The organism is Fluviicola taffensis DSM 16823, from assembly GCF_000194605.1.
GTDB lineage: Bacteria > Bacteroidota > Bacteroidia > Flavobacteriales_D > Crocinitomicaceae > Fluviicola > Fluviicola taffensis.
Genome location: NC_015321.1, coordinates 1,235,196 through 1,258,223 on the forward strand (window position 1 = coordinate 1,235,196; position 23,028 = coordinate 1,258,223).

A 23,028-nucleotide genomic window follows, 5' to 3' on the forward strand; every position below is an offset into this window, starting at 1 on the left:
ATTATTTCGGTTGTATTTCAAATCGAATAACCAATGTATTGTACGATTCAACAGCTGTTTCATCAATCTTTACAGGAATCCAAACAGGCATGGATTGTACCAAACGAACAGCTTCATCGTCACATTCTTTACAATCCGTAATCCCTTTACTTACTCTAACATCAGATATATTTCCTTGCTCAGAAACTGTAAATTTCAAAACTACCCTGCCTGTCGTTGTTGCAGCTTTGAACTTTTCCGGATAGCGCAGGTTTTTAGAAATAAAGGCATTCAACTCCTTAAAACCTCCAGGAAAATGGGCATAATCATCTTTTTTTAAATCTAACGGTCTTACTTCTAAAGCCGATGTTGTAAATGCATTAGGAAAAACTCTTTGATAGGCTTCCGGAAACACATTTGGTCCTTTTTCTATATAGTTTCTTTCCAGATCGTTCAGCCTTTCTCTTAATTCTTCACCTTTAGAACGAAATTCATATCCAAGTAGTAAATACACGTGCGATAATGAATCCGAAGTCATCGGATATTTTTCCAGCTGTTTGATATTCTTAATCATCTGATCCTGGCCCTGTGAATTGACGCGTGAGGAAGCAGTATACTCCTCTATTTTTTTACGCAATAATGTGTTTTGTTGTGCCAGTTCAAATCCATCCAAAAGAAGTGCTTCAGGTATCTTATCAAATACTGGTATAGCACTCAAAGCTGGCTTGATTGGTCTAATCGCTTCCATAGAAAGTGGGACATGGGCTTGTTTCAATGGTTTAATAATGCTGTACGGATCTTCTCCCAATTCTTTCAGCTGTGAAACCATTTCAGAAAATTGATCTGAGAACTTTATAACAACTTTCTCTTTACCCGATAATTCACGCATCATTTCTCGGGTCAATTTCCGAATGGAGTCAAACTTCTGTCTGGTTTGTAAAAAAAGCTGGTAATCAATATCTCGTTTCTTTTGTTCCAAAAGCAGGTCAGAACGAAGTTTCTGATTCTGTTTTTTAGCAGATTGCCCAAATCCATTAAGCCCGATTCCTAAAAGGATAAAAAATAAAAATAACCGTCTCATATATTAGCGTTTAAATTCAATTAGCAATGCATAGTAACAACGCACGACCTGACCCTTTATTTTTGCTGGAGTCCAATCGTTTTTCATTCTTACTGAAATTTTTCCTGCATCCCCAGACATCTCTTTCCAATTGTTTATTCTGTTGTTTGATCGATTGACCAAAAACTAGATTTGAAAGGATAAAAAACAGAAGAAGAACTGCAAATTTCATCATGATTGATTTAAAAATTTCCCCTAATTCAAATGAATCTGAATCGGGAAACTGAGCACGGAATTTACCGCTTTTCCATCAATTTTACCGGGTATCCAATTCGGCATTGCTTTAATTACTCGAATATACTCTGCATCACATTCCGGACAATTAGCAACTCCCTTTATCACTTTTATATCAGAAATAACTCCTTGATCACTTACCCTAAAACGAACAAATAGTTTCGAAGCCGAAATCCCCAATTCCGAAGCTATTTCTGGGTAATGTATATTCTCACCCAAATACTTTAACATCGCTGAATTTCCTCCTGGAAACTGAGCAGGTTCATCCACAAATTCATAGAAAGTTGGTACTACGGGGTTGCTTTTGATTGAACCTGAATCTGGCTTATCTATTGGAAAAACATCTTGCGCGCCTTCTTGTCTTATGATGTGTCCTACATAAGGTGTTGCTTCCTGATTCTGTGGAGATCCATCTAGAAAAATTCGTTGGTAAGCCTCCGAAAATCCTTTGGGACCTTTTTGGATGTAATTGGCCTGTAATTCATACAACTTATTTTCTAATTTCGATTTCTGTACGATTAATTGTTCTCCCAATCGTTGATAGAGGTCTATTAAGGAATCTACTCTCGGCGAAAAGGCATTCAATTTCTTGTTGATACCTTCCAATTCTCGGTGTTTATCTCCATTAGAAACCGTGTGAATACGGTATTCATTCAATTTCTCTGTTAACATCTTATTCTGTTCCTTTCTTTTGAACATCTCCAAATAAAGTCGGCTCGATACTTTCTCGAATGTCACATCCCTTTTCACTAGTTCTTTGATGGGCAGAAACGATCGTCTGTAATCTGGAAGATCCGTTATTTTCGAATCTATTGGAATTAAAGTATTTGGATCAGTTCCCAATTGCTTCAATAGATTCGTTAATTCAAAAAGTTCCAAATAAGGCGACCGAGCAATGCGTTCTTTGTCTGCTAAGAGATCAATCTTTTGAGTTGTCAGTATGCTGATAGAATCAAATTCGCGCTTTGTTTCGGTGAAAATAGCTAACGCAGAATCTTGTTTTTGTTGTTCGAGAGCAAACTCAGCAAGCAGTTGTTTGTTCAACTTTTTAGCTGATTGACTGAAAACGAGTGAACTAATAATTAAATACAAAAAGAATAGGAATGATTTCATCTATTTACAGTTTAAATGTGATTGGTAAGTTGAAATGAGAATGCACGTATTTACCGCCGATCTTTGCTGGAATCCAGTTTGGCATTTTCTTCAAGACACGCAATGCTTCCTTATCACATTCCGAACAATTGGAAACTCCTCTTAAAACTTTTACATTGGAAATCTCTCCTTCGTCTGAAACAACAAAACGCAAGTATACCTTACCCGTAATTCCTTCTTCTTTCACTTTTGATGGATAAACAATCTGATCTAAAAGGTATATTTTCAATTTTTCCAATCCTCCAGGAAACGAAGCTGGATCTTCAACGATATCATAAATTACTGGTTCTTGATTATACCTACGGTAAGAATTATGATCAGTTATAGGTTCATCGGTGACAACATTTACTAAATCGTCAGGAGGGAGAAGAATATCCTCTTCTACTAGTTTGAGTTCAATCGGTTCAGATACTTTCACAGGTTCAAGATGTGCATACGGGAAAATCTGCTTGTAAACATCGGGAAAATTTTTAGGACCATTTTTAATGTAATTGGTTTCCAATTCGTTCAATTTATCAATTAAAACCTGATTTTCCTTGTTCAAACGCACAATCAACTCTTTGTAAAGCACTAGTAATCGATCTATTGAAGGTTCGAAAGTTTCAAGTTCTACGATAAATTTCCGTTGTACACGATAGTTGCTTAGATGCGTAGTAAACTTGTACTGATAACTAGTCACCAATTCATTTAGTCTCAAATTCTGTTCTTTGATTTTGTATTGATCAAAGTCTGATCCGTCACGTCCTTCCATATCAAAGCTTACAAAAGCATTCAAGGCGTATCCTTTCAGCCTAAGAAACTCACGAGTTGTTACATACGGGCTGACAGGAATTAATGAATCAGAAACCAATTTATCTGGATCAATTCCAAGTATTTTTAATTCCTCCGATGTATTCTCAAATGCATAAGCAATTCTATTCGCATTGTGTTCTTCACCTAATAATTGTCCAGAGATTTTCTTATTGATACTTTTTCTTAGATTTTCGAGGTGAGTTTTATCTTTTACAAAAATCGCATACGCAGAATCTTGTTTGTGCCGTTCAATAATTAATTGATTACGAAGCTGTTTGTTCACCTTTTTAGCAGATTGGCCGAAAGCAACACCATTCATTAGAAGAATTAAGATGATTAAACGAGTTTTCATATAAAAATATCTATTGTTGGGGCGCGATTAATCGCGTCCCAACTTTTTTGTCATCATTTCGACTGATCCAAACGCTTCACCATCGTCAAGATGGTTGCAATTCCTACCAATGGTTCGTCTGTGTCGTCCAACATTTCAACCAACCATTTTACTACTCCACGTTGGATCAGTGTTTTTGGATCTTCCTCATTTGGAGTTACATCTGTACTGATTTTCTCCTTACAGGTAAATCGGATGTGAATATTTGCTCCTGGATATACTGGTTTCGTAAAACGCAATTCATCGATTCCATAGTTCAAAAGAACTGGATTGATTTCGTAACTATCTACAAATAAACCTGCAGAAATACTCATGATTAAGTATCCATGCGCAACTTGTTGGTCGAACATCGTTCCAGTAAAATTCGTCTCTCTTTTATGTGCATAGAAATTATCTCCACTCAAAGCTGCAAATGCGTCAATATCTTCGGAAGTAATTAAGCGGCTATCAGTAATCAATTGATCACCTACTTCTAATTCCTCGTAGTGTTTCTTAAATGGATGAATGGAACTGATATTACCTTTCGCACCTTGTTGGTACTGCTGCGTAATTTCAGTAATTGTTGTTGGATGACCTTGAATGGCTGTGCGCTGCAAATAATGCATCACTCCACGTTTTCCACCCATTTCTTCTCCACCCCCAGCTCTTCCTGGTCCACCATGAGTTAACAAGGGCATTGGAGAACCGTGACCTGTACTTTCCTTTGCACAATCTTTATTCAGAACGAGAATACGACCATTGACGCAAGCTGCTTCAACGACAAATTCACGTGCTTCTTTATCGTCAGCAGTAACAATCGTTGTCACCAAAGAACCTTTTCCTAGTTTCGTTAATTCAATTGCTTGATCCAAATCTTTGTAAGGCATAATCGTTGAAACTGGTCCAAAAGCTTCCACATTGTGGACATCTTGTTTGTCGAATGGAGAATCATTTAGGAACAAAATTGGAGAGAAAAACGCTCCTTTGTCTTTATCCGCGCCAACTACATCAAACTGATCCATGTTTCCATAAACGATTTTTTGAGATTTCGCCAAGATTTCCACATTCTCACGCACGCGTTCTACTTGTAATCTTGAAATCAATGATCCCATTCGTACACCTTCTACCTTAGGATCACCAATTGTTGTAGAAGCCAAACGAGCTGCTACGCCTTTTTGAACTTCTTCGATAAAATCTTCAGGAACCAAAATACGTCGAACTGCTGTACATTTTTGACCTGCTTTAATTGTAATTTCTTTCGTTACTTCTTTAACGAAAATATCAAACTCTTCAGTTCCTGGAGCCGCTTTCTGTCCCAAAACCATTGCATTCAATGAATCAGCTTCCAAATTGAAAGGAACCGATTCTTCCAACAATTGTGGATGAGCTTTTAATTTTCGACCAGTAAAAGCACTTCCAGTAAAAGTCACCACATCTTGATTCGACACATGATCAATAATTCCTCTACCAAATCCAGAGACCAATTGCAAAGCTCCTTCTGGAAGTATTTTTGAATCAATAATATCTTTCACTACGACCTCTGTAAGGAAACTTGTATACTCGGAAGGTTTCACAATTGCAGGAACTCCAGCCATCAAATTCACCGCTATTTTTTCCAGCATTCCCCAAACAGGAAAGTTAAATGCATTGATATGAATGGCAACTCCTTGCTTGGGAACCATGATGTGATGTCCGATAAAAGTTCCGTTTTTAGACATGGGTGCAGCGGTACCATCAACATAGTAAGGTAAATCTGGGAATTGTCTTCTCAATGATGCATTCGCAAACAAATTCCCAATTCCACCTTCGATATCAATCCAAGAATCCACTTTTGTAGCCCCTGTCCAAGACGAAACTTCGTAATAAGCATTTTTGCGATCCATTAAAAACAAAGCCAAAGCCTTCAACATACGCCCGCGTTCCTGAAAAGTCATTTTGCGCAATTGTTTTCCACCAACGGTTCTTCCGTAGTTCAAAATTGCTTCGTAATCCAATCCAGCACTTGAAACACCGCCAATTTGATCGCCAGTAATGGCATTGTAAATTTTTTGTTCTTCACCTTCACCTGCTGTCCATTGACCGCATATATAATTCTTAACCTGTATCATCGTGTATTGATTGCTTCTAAAATTTCATCCCAAATATAAGGTTCAAAATCCTCCTTTGCAAAAGGAGTGAATTTCTTTTAAAAACAAGGCAATCGTTGAACCTATTCCACATTGTGGTGTACTAGCAGAAAACGAAAAGTGTTTATTCTGAATTAATGGTTTATTTATTTTAAGTTAACATTCCGCAGAATCAATCATTTCTTTCGTTTAATTGATAATTACAGTACTTAACATTCATTTTGGAACATTTTGATAAAAAAGGCAATCTATTTCACTAAAAGGATAGAAACTAATTAAAACCTTTTTAGTATGTTTGACCCTTAAACATGTAAAAAGTTTCAATAAAGACTAAATTATGAGCAAGACAAAAACAGGAGGAGGTTTTTCATCATTAGTTGCCTCATTATCTATTGCGATCGCATTAGGAATCGGATTTTTAATCTATTATTTCATCTTGGGAGATCCAAGTCACTTCGTAAATGGTGATGTAAATGAGCATCCAATTGATGGTAACACATTAGGAACTGTATACAAAGGGGGTATTATCGTACCATTCTTGATGGCAGTTAACTTAATCGTTGTTATTTTCTCGATTGAGCGTTTTATCAGTATTTCAAAAACGAAAGGTCGTGGTAACATCAACAATTTCGTTGAGAACATCAAGTCTTTAATGGATGCTAACGATTTAGAAGGTGCTATTGAAGAGTGTGACAAACAAAAAGGGTCTTTGGCGAACGTTATTCGCGCAGGTCTAGAGAAATACGAATCAGTGAAAAACGATTCAACGCTAGATAAAGAGCAAAAATCAGAAGTTTTAAAAGCTGAAATCGAAGAAGCAATTTCATTGGAGCTTCCAATGATGTCTAAAAACTTAGTTGTTATCTCTACGTGTGTATCTGTTGGTACATTGATCGGTTTGATCGGAACGGTATTGGGGATGATTAAATCATTCCAGGCGATGGGTGAAGGTACACCAGATACTACTAAATTATCAGTAGGTATTTCTGAGGCCTTGATCAACACGTTCTTGGGTATCTTTGCATCTACATTGGCAACTGTTATGTACAACTTCTTCAACACGAAGATTGATCAAATGACACATGCAATGGATGAAGCAGGATTTGCTATCGTTCAAAACTTCAATGCTAATAACTAATATCCGTTCATTTAAACGGTATAAAATAATAAGGAATGGCAGAAATTAAAACACCCAAAGGATCCCCATCCATCGACATGACGCCGATGGTGGATTTGGCTTTCCTCTTGGTAACTTTCTTCATGCTTGCAGCAACATTCCGTACAGACGAACCAGTTGATGTTTCTATACCATCGTCTATTGGGGAACAAGATATCCCTGAGAAAACATTGGTTTTAGTAACAGTAGATAAAGGAGGTCGAATCTTCTTCTCTTGCACAGGAGCAGAAGTTCGTGAAAAAGTAGTGACCCAAATGGCTGCTAAATATCATGTTCCATTGAGCCAAGACAATATCAAAGAATTCGTACGAATTACAAGTATTGGTTGTTCAATGGGCGAATTACCTCAATATCTTTCATTGGATGGTGAAGGCAGAAAGAAATTCCAAACGGAAATAGGAATTCCTTCAGACAGCTTAAATAATCAATTGAAAGACTGGATTAATTTTGCGAATCGCGAAATGCTCGATTACGGAAAGAAAACATTTGAAGATGAAAGTTCCAAATTAGGACCGAAGTCAGCACCGCTAAAACCAGAAGATTACAAACCGAAGTTTGTATTAAAGGCAGCAATGGATGCAGAATACGTGCGTGTAAAAACAGCAATTGACGTATTCCGTGACTTAGATTTAAACAACTTGAATTTTGTAACCTCTCAAGAGGCAAAACCATTATAAATAACACGAAAGATGGCAGAATTAGCACAAGATGACGGCGGAGGCAAAAAAGGAGGTAAAAAACGTCCTAATAAAGGTTCTGCGCGCATCGATATGACTCCCATGGTGGATTTAGGTTTCTTGTTGTTGACATTCTTCGTTTTGACATCAACATTTGCGAAGCCAAAGGTGATGAGTTTGGTTTATCCTGCCAAAGATCCAATAATTGATGAAAACAATCCGCCAGCAGAGGTAAATAATGCAATTACTTTTATTATTTCTGATGACAAATTGTTTTATTACAAAGGTGAGTTTTACCCAGAAGGAAATACCAAAGGAAAACCTGCAACAGAATTGATCAAATCCAATTTTGGACCAGACGGAATTCGTAAATTGTTGGCTGATGAAAACAAATTTGTACTTCGCAAGAAAGCCGAATTAGACAACAAACTGCAACGCAAAGAAATCAATGATTCAATCTACAAGAAAGAAATCATTAATGCAAAAAAAGATAAACTTGCGTTGAAAGTCTTGATAAAAACAGATATGAAGGCGAAAACTCGCAACTTCATTGATGTAATTGATGAGTTGTACATTGCATCCATCGGAGTTATTGCTCCGGTAGATATCATGAACAGCGAGCAAGCATTGTTAGACAAAACCTTAGAAAAATAATAGTATGGTTGTAGCAATCGTTATTCTATTAGTAGCTGGTATTTCATTGTATGAATACTTCAGCTCTAAAACTTGGCAGCAAGTAACATCTAGCGAGCGTAATGACATCGTTTTTGAAGATCGTAACCACGAATATGGAGCGTATCAAATTCGTACAAATTACAGCAGAAACTTGTTACTCGTAATGCTAGGAGTAATCCTGTTCATTGGAACAAGCTTTGCTATCTACAAGTTCATTTCGAGCTTGCCTGAAGCAAAACCTGAAGAAACTCCATTGGATTTGACAACTTTTGCAGTAGATGCTCCAAAAGACGAGGAAATTATTGAGCCATTAGAGCCCGAAATTCCTCCGATGGAAAAATCTATTCAATTCCTTCCTCCGGTTGTAACTGATGATGAAGTAGATACTCCACCACCAACTGTTGAAGAATTGGCAGACACAAAAGCATCGGATAAAACGAATGAAAATGAAGTTGATCCATTTGCAAAAGTTGATCCTACACCTCCAAAACCAAAAGAGGAGAAAGTAGAGAAGAAAGAAGAAATCATTTACGATATCGTAGATGAACCAGCTGATTTCCCTGGTGGTCGTGCAGCGCTTTTGAAATACTTAAGTGAAAACATCAATTATCCGCAAGTTGCTCAGGAAATGGGTATTCAAGGAAAATGTTACATTCAGTTTGTTGTTAGTGAGAATGGTTTTATCTCTAACGTAAAAGTGAAAAAAGGTGTAACAGATTGCCCTGAGTGTGATGCTGAAGCAATTCGAGTTGTGAAAGGTATGCCGAAATGGTCTCCTGGAAAAAACAACGGAAAGGCAGTAAATAGTGTTTTCTCCTTACCAGTTTCGTATAAATTGAATTAATTTATAAACTTAATTGAATCCCCGTGTTCCGAAAATAATCGGGATTCGGGGATTTTTCGCATTATTATGTACAAAAACGTCACTTATGTAATTGCAGGATTCATGATTGTTATGTGTCTCATTTTCGCATACTTTCTCCTATCCTCTGATTTCTTGATCGAAAAAATTCACGGGACCAAAAGAACCATCATGATTGCCATGTTGCTGCTTTATGGATTCTACCGTTGCTTCCGCTTGTACTCAACGATTCAAAAAGACAAAAGGGAAAACCGATGAAAAAAACAGTTCCATTTTTAGCACTTGCTTCCAGTATTCTTTTGACAGCTTGTAATACGAGCTCAACACCAAAAGACACTCCGCGCAGAGGAAAAAAAACGATGTATGCGGATTTATCTTTTGAACCATTGATGGCAACATCGAGTTATACCTTCACAGGCATTTACCCCGATTCTGAATTGGATTTTGTATACACCAGTGAAACAGATGCCATGAATGCAATGGCCCAAGGAAAAACGAGAACCATTTTTGTTTCAAGAGACTTTACGGCAAAAGAGAAGAAAAATTTACGAGCTTCCAACATTACCGTTCAAAGTGAAATCTTTGCGCACGATGCGGTGACATTTATCGTGAATTTGGGAAATAACGACACCTTGCTAACTCAAAAGCAATTGAAAGAAATTCTCACAGGTAAAAATGCTACTTGGCCCGTTTCTAAAAAACCACTAGAAGTTGTTTTCGACCGTGTACAATCTTCCAATTTCAATTTCATGCTTCACTGGTTGGATGGAAAACAATTTGGAAAAGACGTTCACGCAACGAAATCTACGGAAGAACTCATTCAATACGTTCAAGACCATCCCTTTACCTTGGGAGTTATTGGCTATAATCTGATCAGTGACTTTGATGATCCTGCCGTTCAAAACAGATTGAAACAATTCCGGATTGTTGGGATTCAAGATTTGGAAGGTGATTACTGGAGACCAAATAAAGCGTCGATAACCGAAGAAAAGTATCCGTTTTACAGACCAATTTGGTACATCAACTCTGGCGCACCAGATGGATTAAACACTGGGTTCGTTCACTTTCTATCTGGCCGACAAGGGCAATTATTGTTGGAAAAATGTGAATTAGGCCCAGGAAGAGGAACTCCGAGAGAAATCAATTTCGTTACAGAATAACAAAGTTCAAGAGTTTAAAAAGTTGAAAAGTTCAATTTTATTTGAATCCTGAAACTCTTCGAACCCTTTGAACCAGTTAGGCTTCCTTTCAATCAATCAGGAAGACAGACAAGTCGATTAATATGAAATAATCGTTAACAAAAGAAGCTATTTAATCAGTTTATACTAATTTGGCAAAGGAATTGTATAGAGACCAATACGTTGAAAAACAAAAGATCATGAACAAGTTAAAATTATTCATTTTTGCAATCAGTTTAGGAACAGCTGCACAAGCTCAAACACTGCAAGAAGCAAACAAAAAGACAGAAAACGAGCGTTACGATTTAGCTCGCAAGGATTACGAAAAATTGGTTCAGGTTGATCCGAACAGTGTAGAGAATGCATTCTTTTTCGGAAATTTCTATGCCTTAATGGGTGAAAAAGAATCTGCAATTGGAATGTGGCGAAAAGCTGGAAGCATTAATTTGGAAGACAAATTGGCTCAGGTTTCTGCTGCAAAAGTTTTGTATTTTCAAGGAGATACCACAGCTGCTGGTTTGCAATTTTGTGAAATCATCAAAAAAACCAAACGCAAAAATCCAGTTGTTCTTCACCGAATTGCTGAAACGTATGCAACAGGTCCTTTGAAAAACTTAAAATTAGCAGAAGCTTATTTGAGAGATGTTGTTCGTTTGGATCCAAAAAACTTGGACGCGTTCGTTCTTCTTGGAGACGTATTACTCGCTCAAAGTAGTTCAAACGCGAGTGCTGCAACAGAACAATACAACAATGCTTTGGCTATTGACCCGAATTCAGCAAAAGTAATTGTACGTAAAGCTAAAATTTACCAAGGAGTACAAAATTATCCTTTGGCAAATACGGAATACAAAAAAGCACAAGCTGCAGATCCGAATTATGCTCCCGCTTACCGTGAAAATGCAGAGTTAAACATGTTGTTTGATCAATACAAAGCAGCAATTGAATGTTGGGAAAAATACTTAAAATTGAATGACACAGACGAAGCTCGTTACCGTTACGCAAGTTCTTTATTTGGTGCAAAACAATATTGCGATGCAGTACCTCAAATTGAACAAATTGAGAAAAATGGTTTCGTGAACTTATATACAAAACGTATCTTGTTCTATTCATTGTACGAGTGTAATGAAGCGAAAGACAGCTTACGTTACGTACAAGCATTGACAGAAAGCGAAAACTTCTTCAAAATTGTACCAAAAGATAAAATCATTTCTGTTGACTACAAATACCGCGGGATGATCTATGATAAATTGGGACAGGAAGATAAAACAGTTGAGAACTATTATTTAGCGGCTTCCATTGATACTGCTAAGGCTGCAGATTACTTAACAGATATCGCTAAATTATATACGGAGAAGAAAGATTACCCGAAAATCATTGAGGTATACACCAAAAAAATGAATGAGTATCCTGCTAAGATGCAAGCTATTGAATACTACGATTTCGGTAGAGCTTACTATTTCGGTCCAAAAGACTACAAAATGGCAGATTCTATTTTCGGTCGTTTGGTTACAACTTCACCAACCTTCCCTGGCGGACATTTTTGGCAAGCTCGTGCTCGTGTAGCAATGGACAATAACCCGAAATTGAAAGCTTATTTAGCACAACCTCAATACGAAAGTTTCTTAGCGTCTCTTTCTGAAGAAGACATTGCTTCAGGTTCTTACAAAGCATATATTGTTGAAGCTTCTAAATACTTAGGTGATTACTATGTAAACTCTCCTGTAAAGGATAAAGTAAAAGCAGATGCTATGTGGAACAAAGTTCTAGAACTTGATCCAAATGACGCACAAGCTAAAAAATACTTTGGTAAATAAATTCTGAAAGAATAATTAGTGAATCCCTTTCTGGTTTAATCAGGAAGGGATTTTTTTTGCGACTTGAATTTAAGAAACTTCTAAAACCACATAGATACATAAGACACATAGCGATTTATTTTGGGAAGTAAGGAATCTGCTTAAAAATAGAATCAATGGAATGAATTATATTTCAGGATCACCCAGAGAAGTATGACTTTGGACAATCTACTACGAAAAGGTCCAGATATTTAAGTTGAATTTGAGCTAATACCTTCTTTTGTAATCTTCTTCAATTTCATTCTCAATTTCACCAAAACTATGTGCTCTATGTATCTATGTGGTCAAAATAATGCATATAAAAAAAGCCCGAACATTTGTCCAGGCTCTTAATCAACTAGTTAAAATAGTTACTTCTTTCCTAAAGTCAATGCTTCATTCCATCTAAGCGGAACAATTGTTTTGTTTAATTTGGTCTGTGTACTTTCTTGAAAAACACCTACAAACAAGACCCACATTTCGACCATTTGCATATCATTTTTAGAACCACCTTCCATTTTATTCCATGAAGCAGTAAATGTTTCTGTTTCTCCCTTTTTCACTGCAAATGGATCTGCTTTCGATTTAGCTGTGATATAAACATTTCCATCAGGCATTCTGGTTGAAATTTTAGCTGGTGAAATAAAGCCCAATCCATCTCCATTGTACACAACACTATATTTCACTTCTGTTTTCGCACTTGTTTTAGAAGAGTTAATCAATGTAAGTTTGAAATCACCCACCGTAAACTCATTCAATGAAGCTGGTAACTTAAATTCTGGAGCTTTCAATGGATCCTTCAACTGAACTTTGTAAAATCCATCACAAATAAAACTGAATGAACGAGCAGCGTTCAATCCATCTCCAAGAGATTTAAGAATTCGTTTCTTACTATCATAAGGAGCAATCAAAAAAGTTTCTTCTTTAAAGTTCAATTGTTTTCCATCCACTTCAAATTTACCTTGCTCTGGAATATACAAAATCCAATCATTGGTTTTATTGGTGATATTCATGCGGAACTTCAATTCTTTTGCAACCGCAACAATGTTATCAATTTCAACCTTGTAATTATCAGTCTCGAACATAGTGTCGATATAATACACTTTATCGTACTGACCAAATATTCTTCCTGAAAACGCAATAATTCCAAGGAATCCTGCTAGTAATAATAAACGCATAGTTTCTGTTTTTAAATTTTTCCCAAACATACCAAATTCATGCCAATTACATCCTACAATGAAACTGATAACAAGTGATGTACTCGAACTAAATTCTTCCAAATTAAAGCATCTCTTTTGGTTTAATCCGTCCAAACAACATTTAAATACGGCATTTCAACAGATAAAATTCTTTTGAAAAAAGGAATGGAAATAACTAGTAGATTTAGATATAACGTAAAACCAAAAAGGCCTATTGGATTTACAATGAACTAGATAGTAAACTTAAAAAAACCAAATCATGGTACTTACACTTTCAATCATGTTAATCATTGTAGCATTTTCGCTGTATGATTACTTCTCTTCCAAATCTTGGCAAATGGTTACTTCCAGAGAACGGAATGAAACCGTATTCGAAAATAGAAACAAAGAATATGGTGCTTATAAAAATCGAAGAGATTACGACAAACGAATCTTACTCATCTTTTTAGGAATGACCGTTGGGATTGGTGGAATTTGGGCTGCTTCAAATATGTTTAAACCTTTGGAGAAGAAAAAAGATCCAACGATTACAGCGTATACTTGGCCAAATGAAACTATGGATGACGAAAAAGAACCTGAAATTCCAGAGCCAGAAGTTGAGCAAGTTGCGGCTGTAGAAACCTTGCAAGATATTGTGAAATTCGTTGAGCCAGTTGTAACTGACGAACCAGATATTGAACCAACAAACATCATCGATCCAAATCAAATAGTTGGAGCAATAGACCAAAAAGGAGATGACGATGAATTTTGGGACAAACCAATCATTGCAATCAAAGGCACACCAAAAACTGGTGGAACAATTGAGATTCCAGTAGACGATACGCCTGTGGATGTTGTAGACGAACCTGCAAAATTCCCTGGAGGAATGGATGCTTTACGTCAATTCATTGCAGACAATATTGATATCAACTCCATTGATGGTAGTGCAAAAGTATCTTTGAAATTTGTAGTAGACACAGACGGATCGATTTCTTCAGTAGTCGTTACAAAAACTACAGACGATTGCAAAACTTGCGAAAAAGCAGCTATCAAAGTGGTAAAAGCGATGCCAAAATGGACGCCAGGAAAAGTGAATGGTCGCGAAGTTAGAAGTTACTACCGACTTCCGATTAATATTCAATAAAATACAACTTTCTTTTTCATAATCCGGAAAGGTGGGTATGCTTCGGCTGCCTGCCTTTTTTATTTGGACAAGATTCGTTTCAGGGTTCAAAGGGTTCAAAGGGTTCAAAGGTGTTTAAGTAAATCTATATTGAACTATTGAACTATTGAACTATTGAACTATTGAACTATTGAACTATTGAACTATTGAACTATTGAACTATTGAACTTCCTCCATTCTAAATTTTCAGGAAGTTTTGTGTAATAAAAATTGCATAAAAAAATAAAAGAAGTAACTTTGCGCCCAAATTAAGGAATACACTTAAAAGGCAACAAAATGTCCAAAATTCAAGGAAAAATATCACAGGTTATCGGACCGGTTGTCGATGTAACATTCGACAAAGGCATGTCACTTCCAAACATCTATGACGCATTAGAGGTGTTCAAAGTAGATGGAACGAAAGTAGTACTCGAAGTACAATCACACGTTGGGGAAAACTCTGTACGTGCAATTTCTATGGACTCTACTGACGGATTCCGTCGTGGAATGGAAGTTACTTCAACAGGAAGCGCTATTAAAATGCCAATCGGAGATCAAATCAAAGGTCGTTTATTCAACGTAGTTGGAGAGGCAATTGATGGAATCGGAGCTGTAGACAATTCAAATGGTTTACCTATTCACCGTGAAGCACCAAGATTTGAGGATTTATCAACTGCAACTGAAGTGTTATTCACAGGTATCAAAGTAATCGACTTGATTGAGCCTTACGCAAAAGGAGGTAAAATTGGTCTATTCGGTGGTGCTGGAGTAGGAAAAACAGTATTGATTCAAGAATTGATTAACAACATCGCTAAAGGACACGGAGGTTTATCTGTATTCGCTGGTGTAGGTGAGCGTACTCGTGAAGGGAATGACTTACTACGTGAGATGTTGGAATCAGGAATTATTAAATACGGAGAAGGATTCCTTCATTCTATGGAAGAAGGTGGATGGGACTTATCCAAAGTTGATTTGAACGAAATGAAAGAATCGAAAGCTACTTTCGTATTCGGACAAATGAATGAGCCTCCAGGCGCTCGTGCTCGTGTTGCACTTTCTGGATTAACAATGGCAGAGTATTACCGTGATGGTGATGGCGAAGGTCAAGGAAAAGACATCCTTTTCTTCGTAGATAACATCTTCCGATTCACACAAGCTGGTTCTGAAGTATCTGCACTTCTTGGACGTATGCCTTCAGCAGTAGGTTACCAACCAACATTGGCAACTGAAATGGGTGCGATGCAAGAACGTATTACTTCAACAAAAAGAGGATCTATTACATCTGTACAAGCGGTTTACGTACCTGCAGATGACTTAACGGATCCAGCGCCAGCAAATACATTTGCTCACTTAGATGCAACAACCGTATTGTCTCGTAAAATTTCTGAGTTAGGTATCTACCCTGCTGTGGATCCATTGGATTCTACATCTCGTATCTTGACTCCAACAATTTTAGGTGAAGAGCATTACAACACGGCATCTCGTGTAAAAATCACATTACAACGTTACAAAGAACTTCAAGATATTATTGCAATCTTAGGTATGGATGAATTGTCCGAGGAAGATAAATTAATCGTTCACCGCGCTCGTCGTGTTCAACGTTTCCTTTCTCAACCATTCCACGTAGCTGAGCAATTTACAGGTATCCCAGGTTGTTTAGTTGACATCCAAGACACAATCAAAGGATTCAACATGATTTTGGATGGTGAAATGGACAAATACCCAGAAGCAGCATTTAACCTAAAAGGAAGCATCGAGGATGTGAAAATTGCAGGTGAGAAAATGTTAGCTGAAGCTTAAAATAGACAATAAGACATTAAGACGTCAAGATATTAAGACTTAGATTTTAGGATGCTGTTTCATACAGATCCTAAAATCTTAAAGTCCTAAAGTCTTAAAATCCTAAAGTCCTAATATCCAAAAGATATGCAATTAGAAATTATCACTCCAGAATCTTTAATTTTCAAAGGTGAAGCAACTGCGGTTCAATTTCCAGGATTAGATGGTTCTTTTCAGGTTTTGAATAATCACGCTCCCATTATTTCTGGATTAAGTGCAGGAACAATTAAAGTGGATTTAGTAGACGCTATTAAAGTAACCTCTAAGACAAATCCAGCAATTACTGCTGAAAGCAACGGAAAAATCATACATGTTGCAATCAAAGGTGGAGTTGTTGAAATGCAAAACAATAAAATCATTGTTTTAGCTGAATAAAAATACCCCATTAAACGACTAATTGGGATGTGGAATCACATCCCTTTTTTTGTTAAGGACTGTTATAAAAACGTATTTTTGCACTAACACATAAGATTCTTTAATTATTTTCGTTCTGTAAACATGAATCTGCTGGAACAAATAGATTTGACGAATATCCCAAAGCACATCGCCATCATTATGGATGGAAATGGACGTTGGGCTAAAAAACAAGGCCAAGAGCGCTTGTACGGTCATTCTTTTGGGGTAGATTCTGTAAGGGCAACACTCACAGCCTGTAAGGACGTTGGCGTGAAATTCGTTACGATGTATGCCTTCTCCACAGAAAACTGGAACAGACCCCAAGATGAAGTGGAAGGACTGATGAGTTTGTTGGTCTATACCATCGCAAATGAAGTCAATGAGCTAAATGCTCAGAATGTAAAATTGTTAAGTATTGGTGACACCGCTGGTTTACCAGAAGATTGTCAAGACGAATTAAAGAACGCGATTGAATCAACAAAAAACAACACTGGTGTCAATTTGGTAATTGCATTGAATTATAGTTCACGTTGGGAAATTGCAGAAGCCTTTAAACAATTAGCTTCAAACATTCAAGCAGGAGATTTAACCATTTCAGAAATCACTCCTGAACTTATTTCAAGTACCTTATCAACAAAACATATCCCAGACCCAGAATTACTAATTCGAACAAGTGGGGAACAGCGTTTGAGCAATTTCTTGCTTTGGCAAGTTGCTTACAGCGAGTTTTACTTCACACCTGTCCTTTGGCCAGATTTTCGAGAAGTAGATCTTTACAAAGCCGTTCTTGACTATCAGTCTAGAGAAAGACGTTTTGGAATGGTCTCAGAGCAATTATAATATTTTCTATGAAAAACATACTATCGGTTTTATTTCTTGTATTCGCATTTCAATCTTTTGGACAAGATATCACCCCTCCAGATTCTACAGCGAACACGAACTCAACCAATAAAATTGATTCTACAAAAACTTCTACGACGATTGGTGGTGGTCTCGATTTTGACTATGTTAAAACTCAAAAATACATCCTTGGTCCAATCCGTATTGAAGGAGCCGATAATTTTGACGCCCAAGCTATTAAACTAATTGCTGGATTAAAACAAGGAGAGGAAATTACGATTCCTTCTGACAAGATTAGTAATGCAATCAAAAATTTGTGGAACGAAGGGCTTTTCTCCTCCATTTCCATTGAAGCTGAAAAAGAAATTGCGGGCGTAATCTATCTCGTTATTAAACTCGCACCAAGACCCAAATTATCCCGATTCAAGTTTATCGGTGTTTCCAAAAGAGAGGTAGACAAAATCCGTGAAGAGGTTGATTTATCTTCTGGACAAACCATCACGGAAAATTTGGTTTTCAAGACAAAAAGCAAAATCAGAGGCTATTTCCTAGAAAAGGGCTTTAATAATGTTCAAATAAACGTTACTCAAATTCAAGACACTTTAATCAACAACTCAGAGATTTTCCTCATCGATATTGATAAAGGGAAAAAAGTAAAAATCAAATCAATTACGTTTGAAGGCAACGAATCCATGAAGCCTTGGAAATTGCGTAAAGAGATGAAGGATACAAAGCGCAGATCAATCATGCGTATTATTAAACGTTCAAAATTCAATAGCACTGCATACATCAGAGATAAAGAAGCGGTTCTTAATAAATTTAGAAGTGTTGGTTTGAGAGATGCTCGTTTCGTAGTAGATTCTGTTTACAAAATCAACAACCGAAATCTTGGAATCTATTTGAAAGTAGATGAGGGTGAAAAATATTATTTTGGAAACATAGTTTGGATAGGAAACACCAAGTTTAGCTCTGGACTTTTAGATACGGTCCTTGGAATTAAATACGGTGATGTTTATGACAAACCGCTACTAGAACAACGTTTGAAACAAAGTCAAGACGGAAGAGATATTTCTTCTCTTTACATGGATAGAGGGTATTTATTCTACCACTTGGAACCAGTTGAAACAGGTGTAGTAGACAGTCATATCAGCTACGAAATGCGCATGATTGAAGGAAAAGAAGCACGCGTTAAAAATGTTTTCATCCGAGGGAATTACAAAACGAATGAACACGTAATCCGTAGAGAGATTCGCACCAAACCAGGTGATTTGTTTAGCAGAAACGATATCATTCGTACACAACGAGAACTAGCTCAATTGGGATATTTCAACGAGCAAGGATTCCAGGTAAACCCTATCCCAAATCCACAAGACGGAACAGTTGATATAGAATACGTGGTTGAAGAAAAATCTGCCGATCAAATTGAGCTTTCTGGTGGTTATGGAGCGAAGCGAATTATTGGTACACTTGGATTAACCTTCAGTAACTTCTCGGTAAAAAATATTTTCAAACCAAATTCTTGGAGCCCACTTCCAACTGGAGATGGACAACGACTTTCTATTCGTGCACAAACCAACGGACGAATTTATCAAGGATACAACTTCTCTTTTACTGAGCCGTGGTTAGGTGGTAAAAAACCGAATTCATTTACCTTCTTTTTGAACCATACGTCATTTGCCGCAAGCGTTGATGTGAGAAAAAAGGATCCAAATTATTCTGGAGTAGGAATTACTGGAATAGGTGTTGGTTTAGGAAGACGTAAAAAATTCCCGGATGATTACTTCAGTGCGTATTACGAATTGGCTTACCAATATTACGATGTACGAAAATATGCGAACCTATTCCCTAGCTTTAGTAATGGATACTCAAACGATATCAGTTTGAAATATGCCTTGCAAAGAAACTCGGTGAACTCTCCTATTTATCCAACGGAAGGATCAAAAATTTCCTTTACAGCAAAAGGAACATTACCTTATTCTTTGTTTGAAGGAAATAAAGACTTTAGCGCTCAGTCCGCTCAAGAAACGTTCAAATACTTGGAGTATTATAAATTGAAATTTACGTTTGAATACTATTTGCCTTTATCTCCAGATAAAAAATTGATCTTGATGCCTCGCGTTGGATTTGGTTACATGGGAGCATACAATTCTGCAAAAGGATTAAGCCCGTTTGAGCGATTCAATTTGGGTGGTAGTGGACTTTCTGGTGTAAATCAATTTGGAGGTCGTGAGATCATTGCCTTGAGAGGTTACGACGATAATGCCCTATCTTCTACAGCAGGAGATCCAATCATTGCGAAATATACGCTCGAGATGCGCTACCCTATTTCCTTGAACCCGCAAGCAACATTCTTTGTATTGGCATTTGCTGAAGCAGGAAATACCTTTACAAGTTTCAAAACCTTCAATCCATTCAATGTGAAGAAAAGTGTAGGAGCTGGTGTACGGATCTTCCTTCCGATGTTCGGTATGCTTGGATTGGATTACGGTTGGGGCTTCGACAAATTGGATAAACACTCATCTGGTTACGGCGGGTCTATCGATCAATCCATTGACTCCAAAGGATTCTTCCCTAAATTTACCTTCACAATCGGTATGAATTTGGGTGAATTGTAACTAGAAAACTGCCTTTCTGGAATCTTGCCTTACTTGTGTCAATTGAGCAACAGTGCTATTCAAGCAAACACACCTCAATCACAGCAAGCAATTCGCAGTGAACTTTCAGTTCGTTTGAGCAACAAAGAAGCAATTATTTTGGATCAGAACGTTCCAAATCCTTTTGCGGAACAAACAGTGATTAATTTCTCTATTCCAGCATCAGTACAAAAAGCACAAATTCATTTTTACGATGGACACGGAAAATTGATGCAATCTGTGGAGGTAGTAGAACGAGGATTGGGTAGTGTAACTGTTTTTGGGGCTGATTTAAGTTCTGGAGTTTATACCTATACCCTAGTTGCAGATGGACAAATCGTTGCGACAAAGAAAATGATGAAGCAATAAAACGATGGGAATAATGTTGGGGCGCAAAGCATTGCGTCCCAACAAATATCCGTATTTTTGCGCCTGATTGCAATAAAAATGTTACTTTCGTCGTTCTTTCAGATTTCACACATGAAAACAGTACTTATTACTCTTCTAATGGTGTTTGGCATGACCTTTGCCAGTTCCGCACAAAAGTATGGTTATATTGACTCGGAGTTTATTTTGGGCAAAATCCCTGAATACAAAGAGTCAAAAGATCGCTTGGATAAATTAGCAGAACGTTGGACCAAAGAAATTGAGGAAAGGTATGAGATGATCAAAAAGAAAAAGGAAAATTTTCTAAGAGAAGAAAGTTTACTGCCTAGCGAAGAAAAAACCAAACGAGAAGAAGAGATTAAAACCTTGGAATCTGAAGCGATGCAAATGCAACAAACACGCTTCGGAGTAGCTGGAGATTATTTCCAGAAAAGACAAGAATTAATCAAACCCATTCAAGATCGAATTTACGAAGCAATGCAAACTGTTGCCTCTAAACGAAATTATAGTTTTATCTTTGACAAAGCGAACCAAAGTAACCTCGTATACGCCGATAGTAAATTTGATATTAGTGACGAGGTTCTTAGAGAAATGGGTGTAAGTACGAAGTAGGAGAGAAAGCACTGCTTTCGATTCGAACCATCAGCTCACAAGCTGATTGAAAGAGAGTCTAATGAAAGGAGAAGCTCACAAGCTGATTGAAAGAGAGTCTAATGAAAGGAGAAGCTCACAAGCTGATTGAAAGAGAGTCTAATGATAAGGAGAAGCTCAAAAGCTGATTTAATTAAAAGAGAATCTAAAAAACTAAGCTCATAACTCGCAATAACAAAACAAGAGGAAGCACTACTTCCGATAAATGATCCACGAAAGTGGATGTAATAAATTAAACACAAAAAACAACAATGAAAAAAATCCTATTTGCCCTAGCACTTACAGTATGTGCAATCGCAACAACACAGGCTCAAACAACTAAAATTGGGCATGTTAGATCTCAAGCTTTATTGGACACTATGCCTTCAAGAAAAGAAGCGATTAAAGAAATTAAAGCTATTGAAGCTTCTGGCGTGAAAGAATTGCGTGATATGGACAGTTTGATTCAAGTAATGTATTTGAACTACCAAAAGAATGAAAAAACGTGGTCGGAAACGGTAAAACAATATGAGCAACAACGTCTTCAACGCAAACAACAAGAAATTGAAGAACGTCAGCAACAAATTGACCAACAGTTACAAGCTATGACACAAGAAATGAATGTCGTAATTCTTGACAAAGTGAAAAAAGCGGTAAATATTGTAGCTACTGCCAAAAAATTCAACTACATCATCGATGAAAGTTCAACGCTTTATTCTGCTGGCGGAGTAGACGTAACTAACGAAGTAATTGTAGAGCTATTGAAGCTTGAAAAGAAATAATTACTCCTCTTTATAAAATACCAAAGGTCGTTCTTTTTTGAGCGACCTTTCTTTTTTAACATCATTTAATTACCATGGTAAACAAATAAGCGTACCTTTATGAAATGAAACGCCAAACATTTGTAAAAGGTATGTTAGGATTTGCTGCATTGAGTGGATTGACTTCGGTTGGTTCCCTCGGAAAAATATTGAATGAGGAAGATTATACTTATCCCGTTCTCTTCATTGGGCATGGTTCTCCGATGAATGGTATTGAAGACAACCACTTTTCACAACAATGGAAAAAGGAAGTAGAACACTTGCCCAATCCGAAAGTGGTGTTGGTTATTTCTGCTCACTGGTTAACGAATGGAACCTACGTTACAGCGATGGAAAAGCCACAAACAATTCATGATTTTGGTGGATTCCCCGACGAATTATTTGCTGTGCAATATCCTTCCCCTGGCTCTCCAGAATGGGCACAACAAACCAAATCGGCAGTAACAAGCATAACCATTGGTCTCGATCACGAATGGGGATTGGATCACGGAACATGGACTGTTGTTCGACACATGTATCCAGCTGCTGAAATTCCAGTTATTCAACTTTCCATTGATTACAATAAACCAGCGGAATATCATTATGCATTGGCACAAGAGCTAAAATCCTTGCGCAAAAAAGGAGTTTTGATCATTGGAAGTGGAAACATGGTTCACAACTTACGCATGGTTGCTTGGGATAAACTAAACACTCCAAATTTCGGTTTCGACTGGGCGATAGAAGCAAATGAAACATTTAATAAGTACATTCTGGAACGCAATCACCGAGCAATGATTGATTACAAAAAGATGGGAGAGTTTGCTCAATTAGCTATTCCAACTCCCGATCATTATTTTCCGTTGATTTATACCTTGGGCTTATCCGATGAAAAAGAAGAACTTGCATTATTCAATAACGAATTGGTAGGCGGTTCTTTAAATATGACTTCTGTGCGATTTGGGTAACACAGAACGATTGTGTACTTTTGA

The 23,028-nt window shown here is 37.1% G+C and carries 20 protein-coding genes; 15 read left to right on the forward strand and 5 right to left on the reverse strand.

Annotation, left to right across the window (positions count from 1 at the left end; all coding sequences use genetic code 11):
- Position 1: 1 nt before the first annotated feature.
- From FLUTA_RS20585 to paaZ, 4 genes are all read right to left on the reverse strand, one after another.
- Positions 2-1,060, reverse strand: coding sequence for an energy transducer TonB (locus tag FLUTA_RS20585; RefSeq protein ID WP_013685870.1), 1,059 nt, complete (start codon positions 1,058-1,060; stop codon positions 2-4).
- A gap of 234 nt (positions 1,061-1,294) precedes the next feature.
- Entirely contained in the window at positions 1,295-2,446 is a 1,152-nt protein-coding gene (locus tag FLUTA_RS20590; protein ID WP_013685872.1) for an energy transducer TonB, read from the reverse strand.
- 4 nt (positions 2,447-2,450) lie between these two features.
- Entirely contained in the window at positions 2,451-3,629 is a 1,179-nt protein-coding gene (locus FLUTA_RS20595) for an energy transducer TonB (protein ID WP_052301344.1), read from the reverse strand.
- Between the two features lie 53 nt (positions 3,630-3,682).
- Complete coding sequence (gene paaZ, locus FLUTA_RS05525) at positions 3,683-5,755, reverse strand: phenylacetic acid degradation bifunctional protein PaaZ (protein ID WP_013685874.1); 2,073 nt, start codon at positions 5,753-5,755, stop codon at positions 3,683-3,685.
- A gap of 355 nt (positions 5,756-6,110) precedes the next feature.
- On the opposite strand from paaZ, the gene FLUTA_RS05530 reads away from it, so the two are divergent.
- The 6 genes from FLUTA_RS05530 to FLUTA_RS05560 all read left to right on the forward strand — a co-directional run bounded on the left by FLUTA_RS05530 (position 6,111) and on the right by FLUTA_RS05560 (position 12,156).
- Complete coding sequence (locus FLUTA_RS05530; RefSeq protein ID WP_013685875.1) at positions 6,111-6,911, forward strand: MotA/TolQ/ExbB proton channel family protein; 801 nt, start codon at positions 6,111-6,113, stop codon at positions 6,909-6,911.
- A gap of 35 nt (positions 6,912-6,946) precedes the next feature.
- The gene (locus tag FLUTA_RS05535; protein ID WP_013685876.1) at positions 6,947-7,627 is read left to right on the forward strand and encodes an ExbD/TolR family protein; all 681 of its coding nucleotides are present in this window, start codon (positions 6,947-6,949) and stop codon (positions 7,625-7,627) included.
- Between the two features lie 12 nt (positions 7,628-7,639).
- Positions 7,640-8,281 carry an ExbD/TolR family protein gene (locus FLUTA_RS05540; RefSeq protein WP_013685877.1) on the forward strand — a complete coding sequence of 214 codons (642 nt, stop codon included), beginning with the start codon at positions 7,640-7,642 and terminating at the stop codon, positions 8,279-8,281.
- A gap of 4 nt (positions 8,282-8,285) precedes the next feature.
- A complete protein-coding gene (locus FLUTA_RS21810; RefSeq protein ID WP_013685878.1) occupies positions 8,286-9,146 on the forward strand; it encodes an energy transducer TonB in 861 nt (286 codons plus the stop codon).
- 272 nt (positions 9,147-9,418) lie between these two features.
- The gene (locus FLUTA_RS05555) at positions 9,419-10,324 is read left to right on the forward strand and encodes a PstS family phosphate ABC transporter substrate-binding protein (RefSeq protein WP_013685879.1); all 906 of its coding nucleotides are present in this window, start codon (positions 9,419-9,421) and stop codon (positions 10,322-10,324) included.
- A 218-nt stretch (positions 10,325-10,542) separates the two neighbouring features.
- A complete protein-coding gene (locus FLUTA_RS05560) occupies positions 10,543-12,156 on the forward strand; it encodes a tetratricopeptide repeat protein (protein WP_013685880.1) in 1,614 nt (537 codons plus the stop codon).
- Between the two features lie 389 nt (positions 12,157-12,545).
- Here the strand turns inward: FLUTA_RS05560 and FLUTA_RS05565 are convergent, their stop codons facing one another.
- Positions 12,546-13,352, reverse strand: a complete 807-nt coding sequence (locus tag FLUTA_RS05565) for a hypothetical protein (RefSeq protein ID WP_013685881.1) — start codon at positions 13,350-13,352, stop codon at positions 12,546-12,548.
- Between the two features lie 280 nt (positions 13,353-13,632).
- Here FLUTA_RS05565 and FLUTA_RS05570 point away from each other — a divergent pair, with 280 nt between their 5' ends.
- From FLUTA_RS05570 to ygiD, 9 genes are all read left to right on the forward strand, one after another.
- Entirely contained in the window at positions 13,633-14,496 is an 864-nt protein-coding gene (locus FLUTA_RS05570) for an energy transducer TonB (protein ID WP_013685882.1), read from the forward strand.
- 315 nt (positions 14,497-14,811) lie between these two features.
- Positions 14,812-16,314 carry a F0F1 ATP synthase subunit beta gene (atpD, locus tag FLUTA_RS05575; RefSeq protein WP_013685883.1) on the forward strand — a complete coding sequence of 501 codons (1,503 nt, stop codon included), beginning with the start codon at positions 14,812-14,814 and terminating at the stop codon, positions 16,312-16,314.
- A gap of 126 nt (positions 16,315-16,440) precedes the next feature.
- Entirely contained in the window at positions 16,441-16,728 is a 288-nt protein-coding gene (locus FLUTA_RS05580) for a FoF1 ATP synthase subunit delta/epsilon (protein ID WP_013685884.1), read from the forward strand.
- A 123-nt stretch (positions 16,729-16,851) separates the two neighbouring features.
- Positions 16,852-17,589 carry an undecaprenyl pyrophosphate synthase gene (locus FLUTA_RS05585; RefSeq protein WP_013685885.1) on the forward strand — a complete coding sequence of 246 codons (738 nt, stop codon included), beginning with the start codon at positions 16,852-16,854 and terminating at the stop codon, positions 17,587-17,589.
- 8 nt (positions 17,590-17,597) lie between these two features.
- Positions 17,598-20,204 carry an outer membrane protein assembly factor BamA gene (gene bamA / locus FLUTA_RS05590; protein WP_013685886.1) on the forward strand — a complete coding sequence of 869 codons (2,607 nt, stop codon included), beginning with the start codon at positions 17,598-17,600 and terminating at the stop codon, positions 20,202-20,204.
- Positions 20,205-20,246: 42 nt separating this feature from the next.
- The gene (locus tag FLUTA_RS05595) at positions 20,247-20,591 is read left to right on the forward strand and encodes a T9SS type A sorting domain-containing protein (protein WP_169312059.1); all 345 of its coding nucleotides are present in this window, start codon (positions 20,247-20,249) and stop codon (positions 20,589-20,591) included.
- Between the two features lie 111 nt (positions 20,592-20,702).
- The gene (locus tag FLUTA_RS05600) at positions 20,703-21,221 is read left to right on the forward strand and encodes an OmpH/Skp family outer membrane protein (RefSeq protein ID WP_013685887.1); all 519 of its coding nucleotides are present in this window, start codon (positions 20,703-20,705) and stop codon (positions 21,219-21,221) included.
- Positions 21,222-21,511: 290 nt separating this feature from the next.
- Complete coding sequence (locus FLUTA_RS05605) at positions 21,512-22,021, forward strand: OmpH/Skp family outer membrane protein (RefSeq protein ID WP_013685888.1); 510 nt, start codon at positions 21,512-21,514, stop codon at positions 22,019-22,021.
- Between the two features lie 104 nt (positions 22,022-22,125).
- Entirely contained in the window at positions 22,126-23,004 is an 879-nt protein-coding gene (gene ygiD, locus FLUTA_RS05610) for a 4,5-DOPA-extradiol-dioxygenase (protein WP_013685889.1), read from the forward strand.
- The last annotated feature ends 24 nt before the right edge of the window (positions 23,005-23,028 follow it).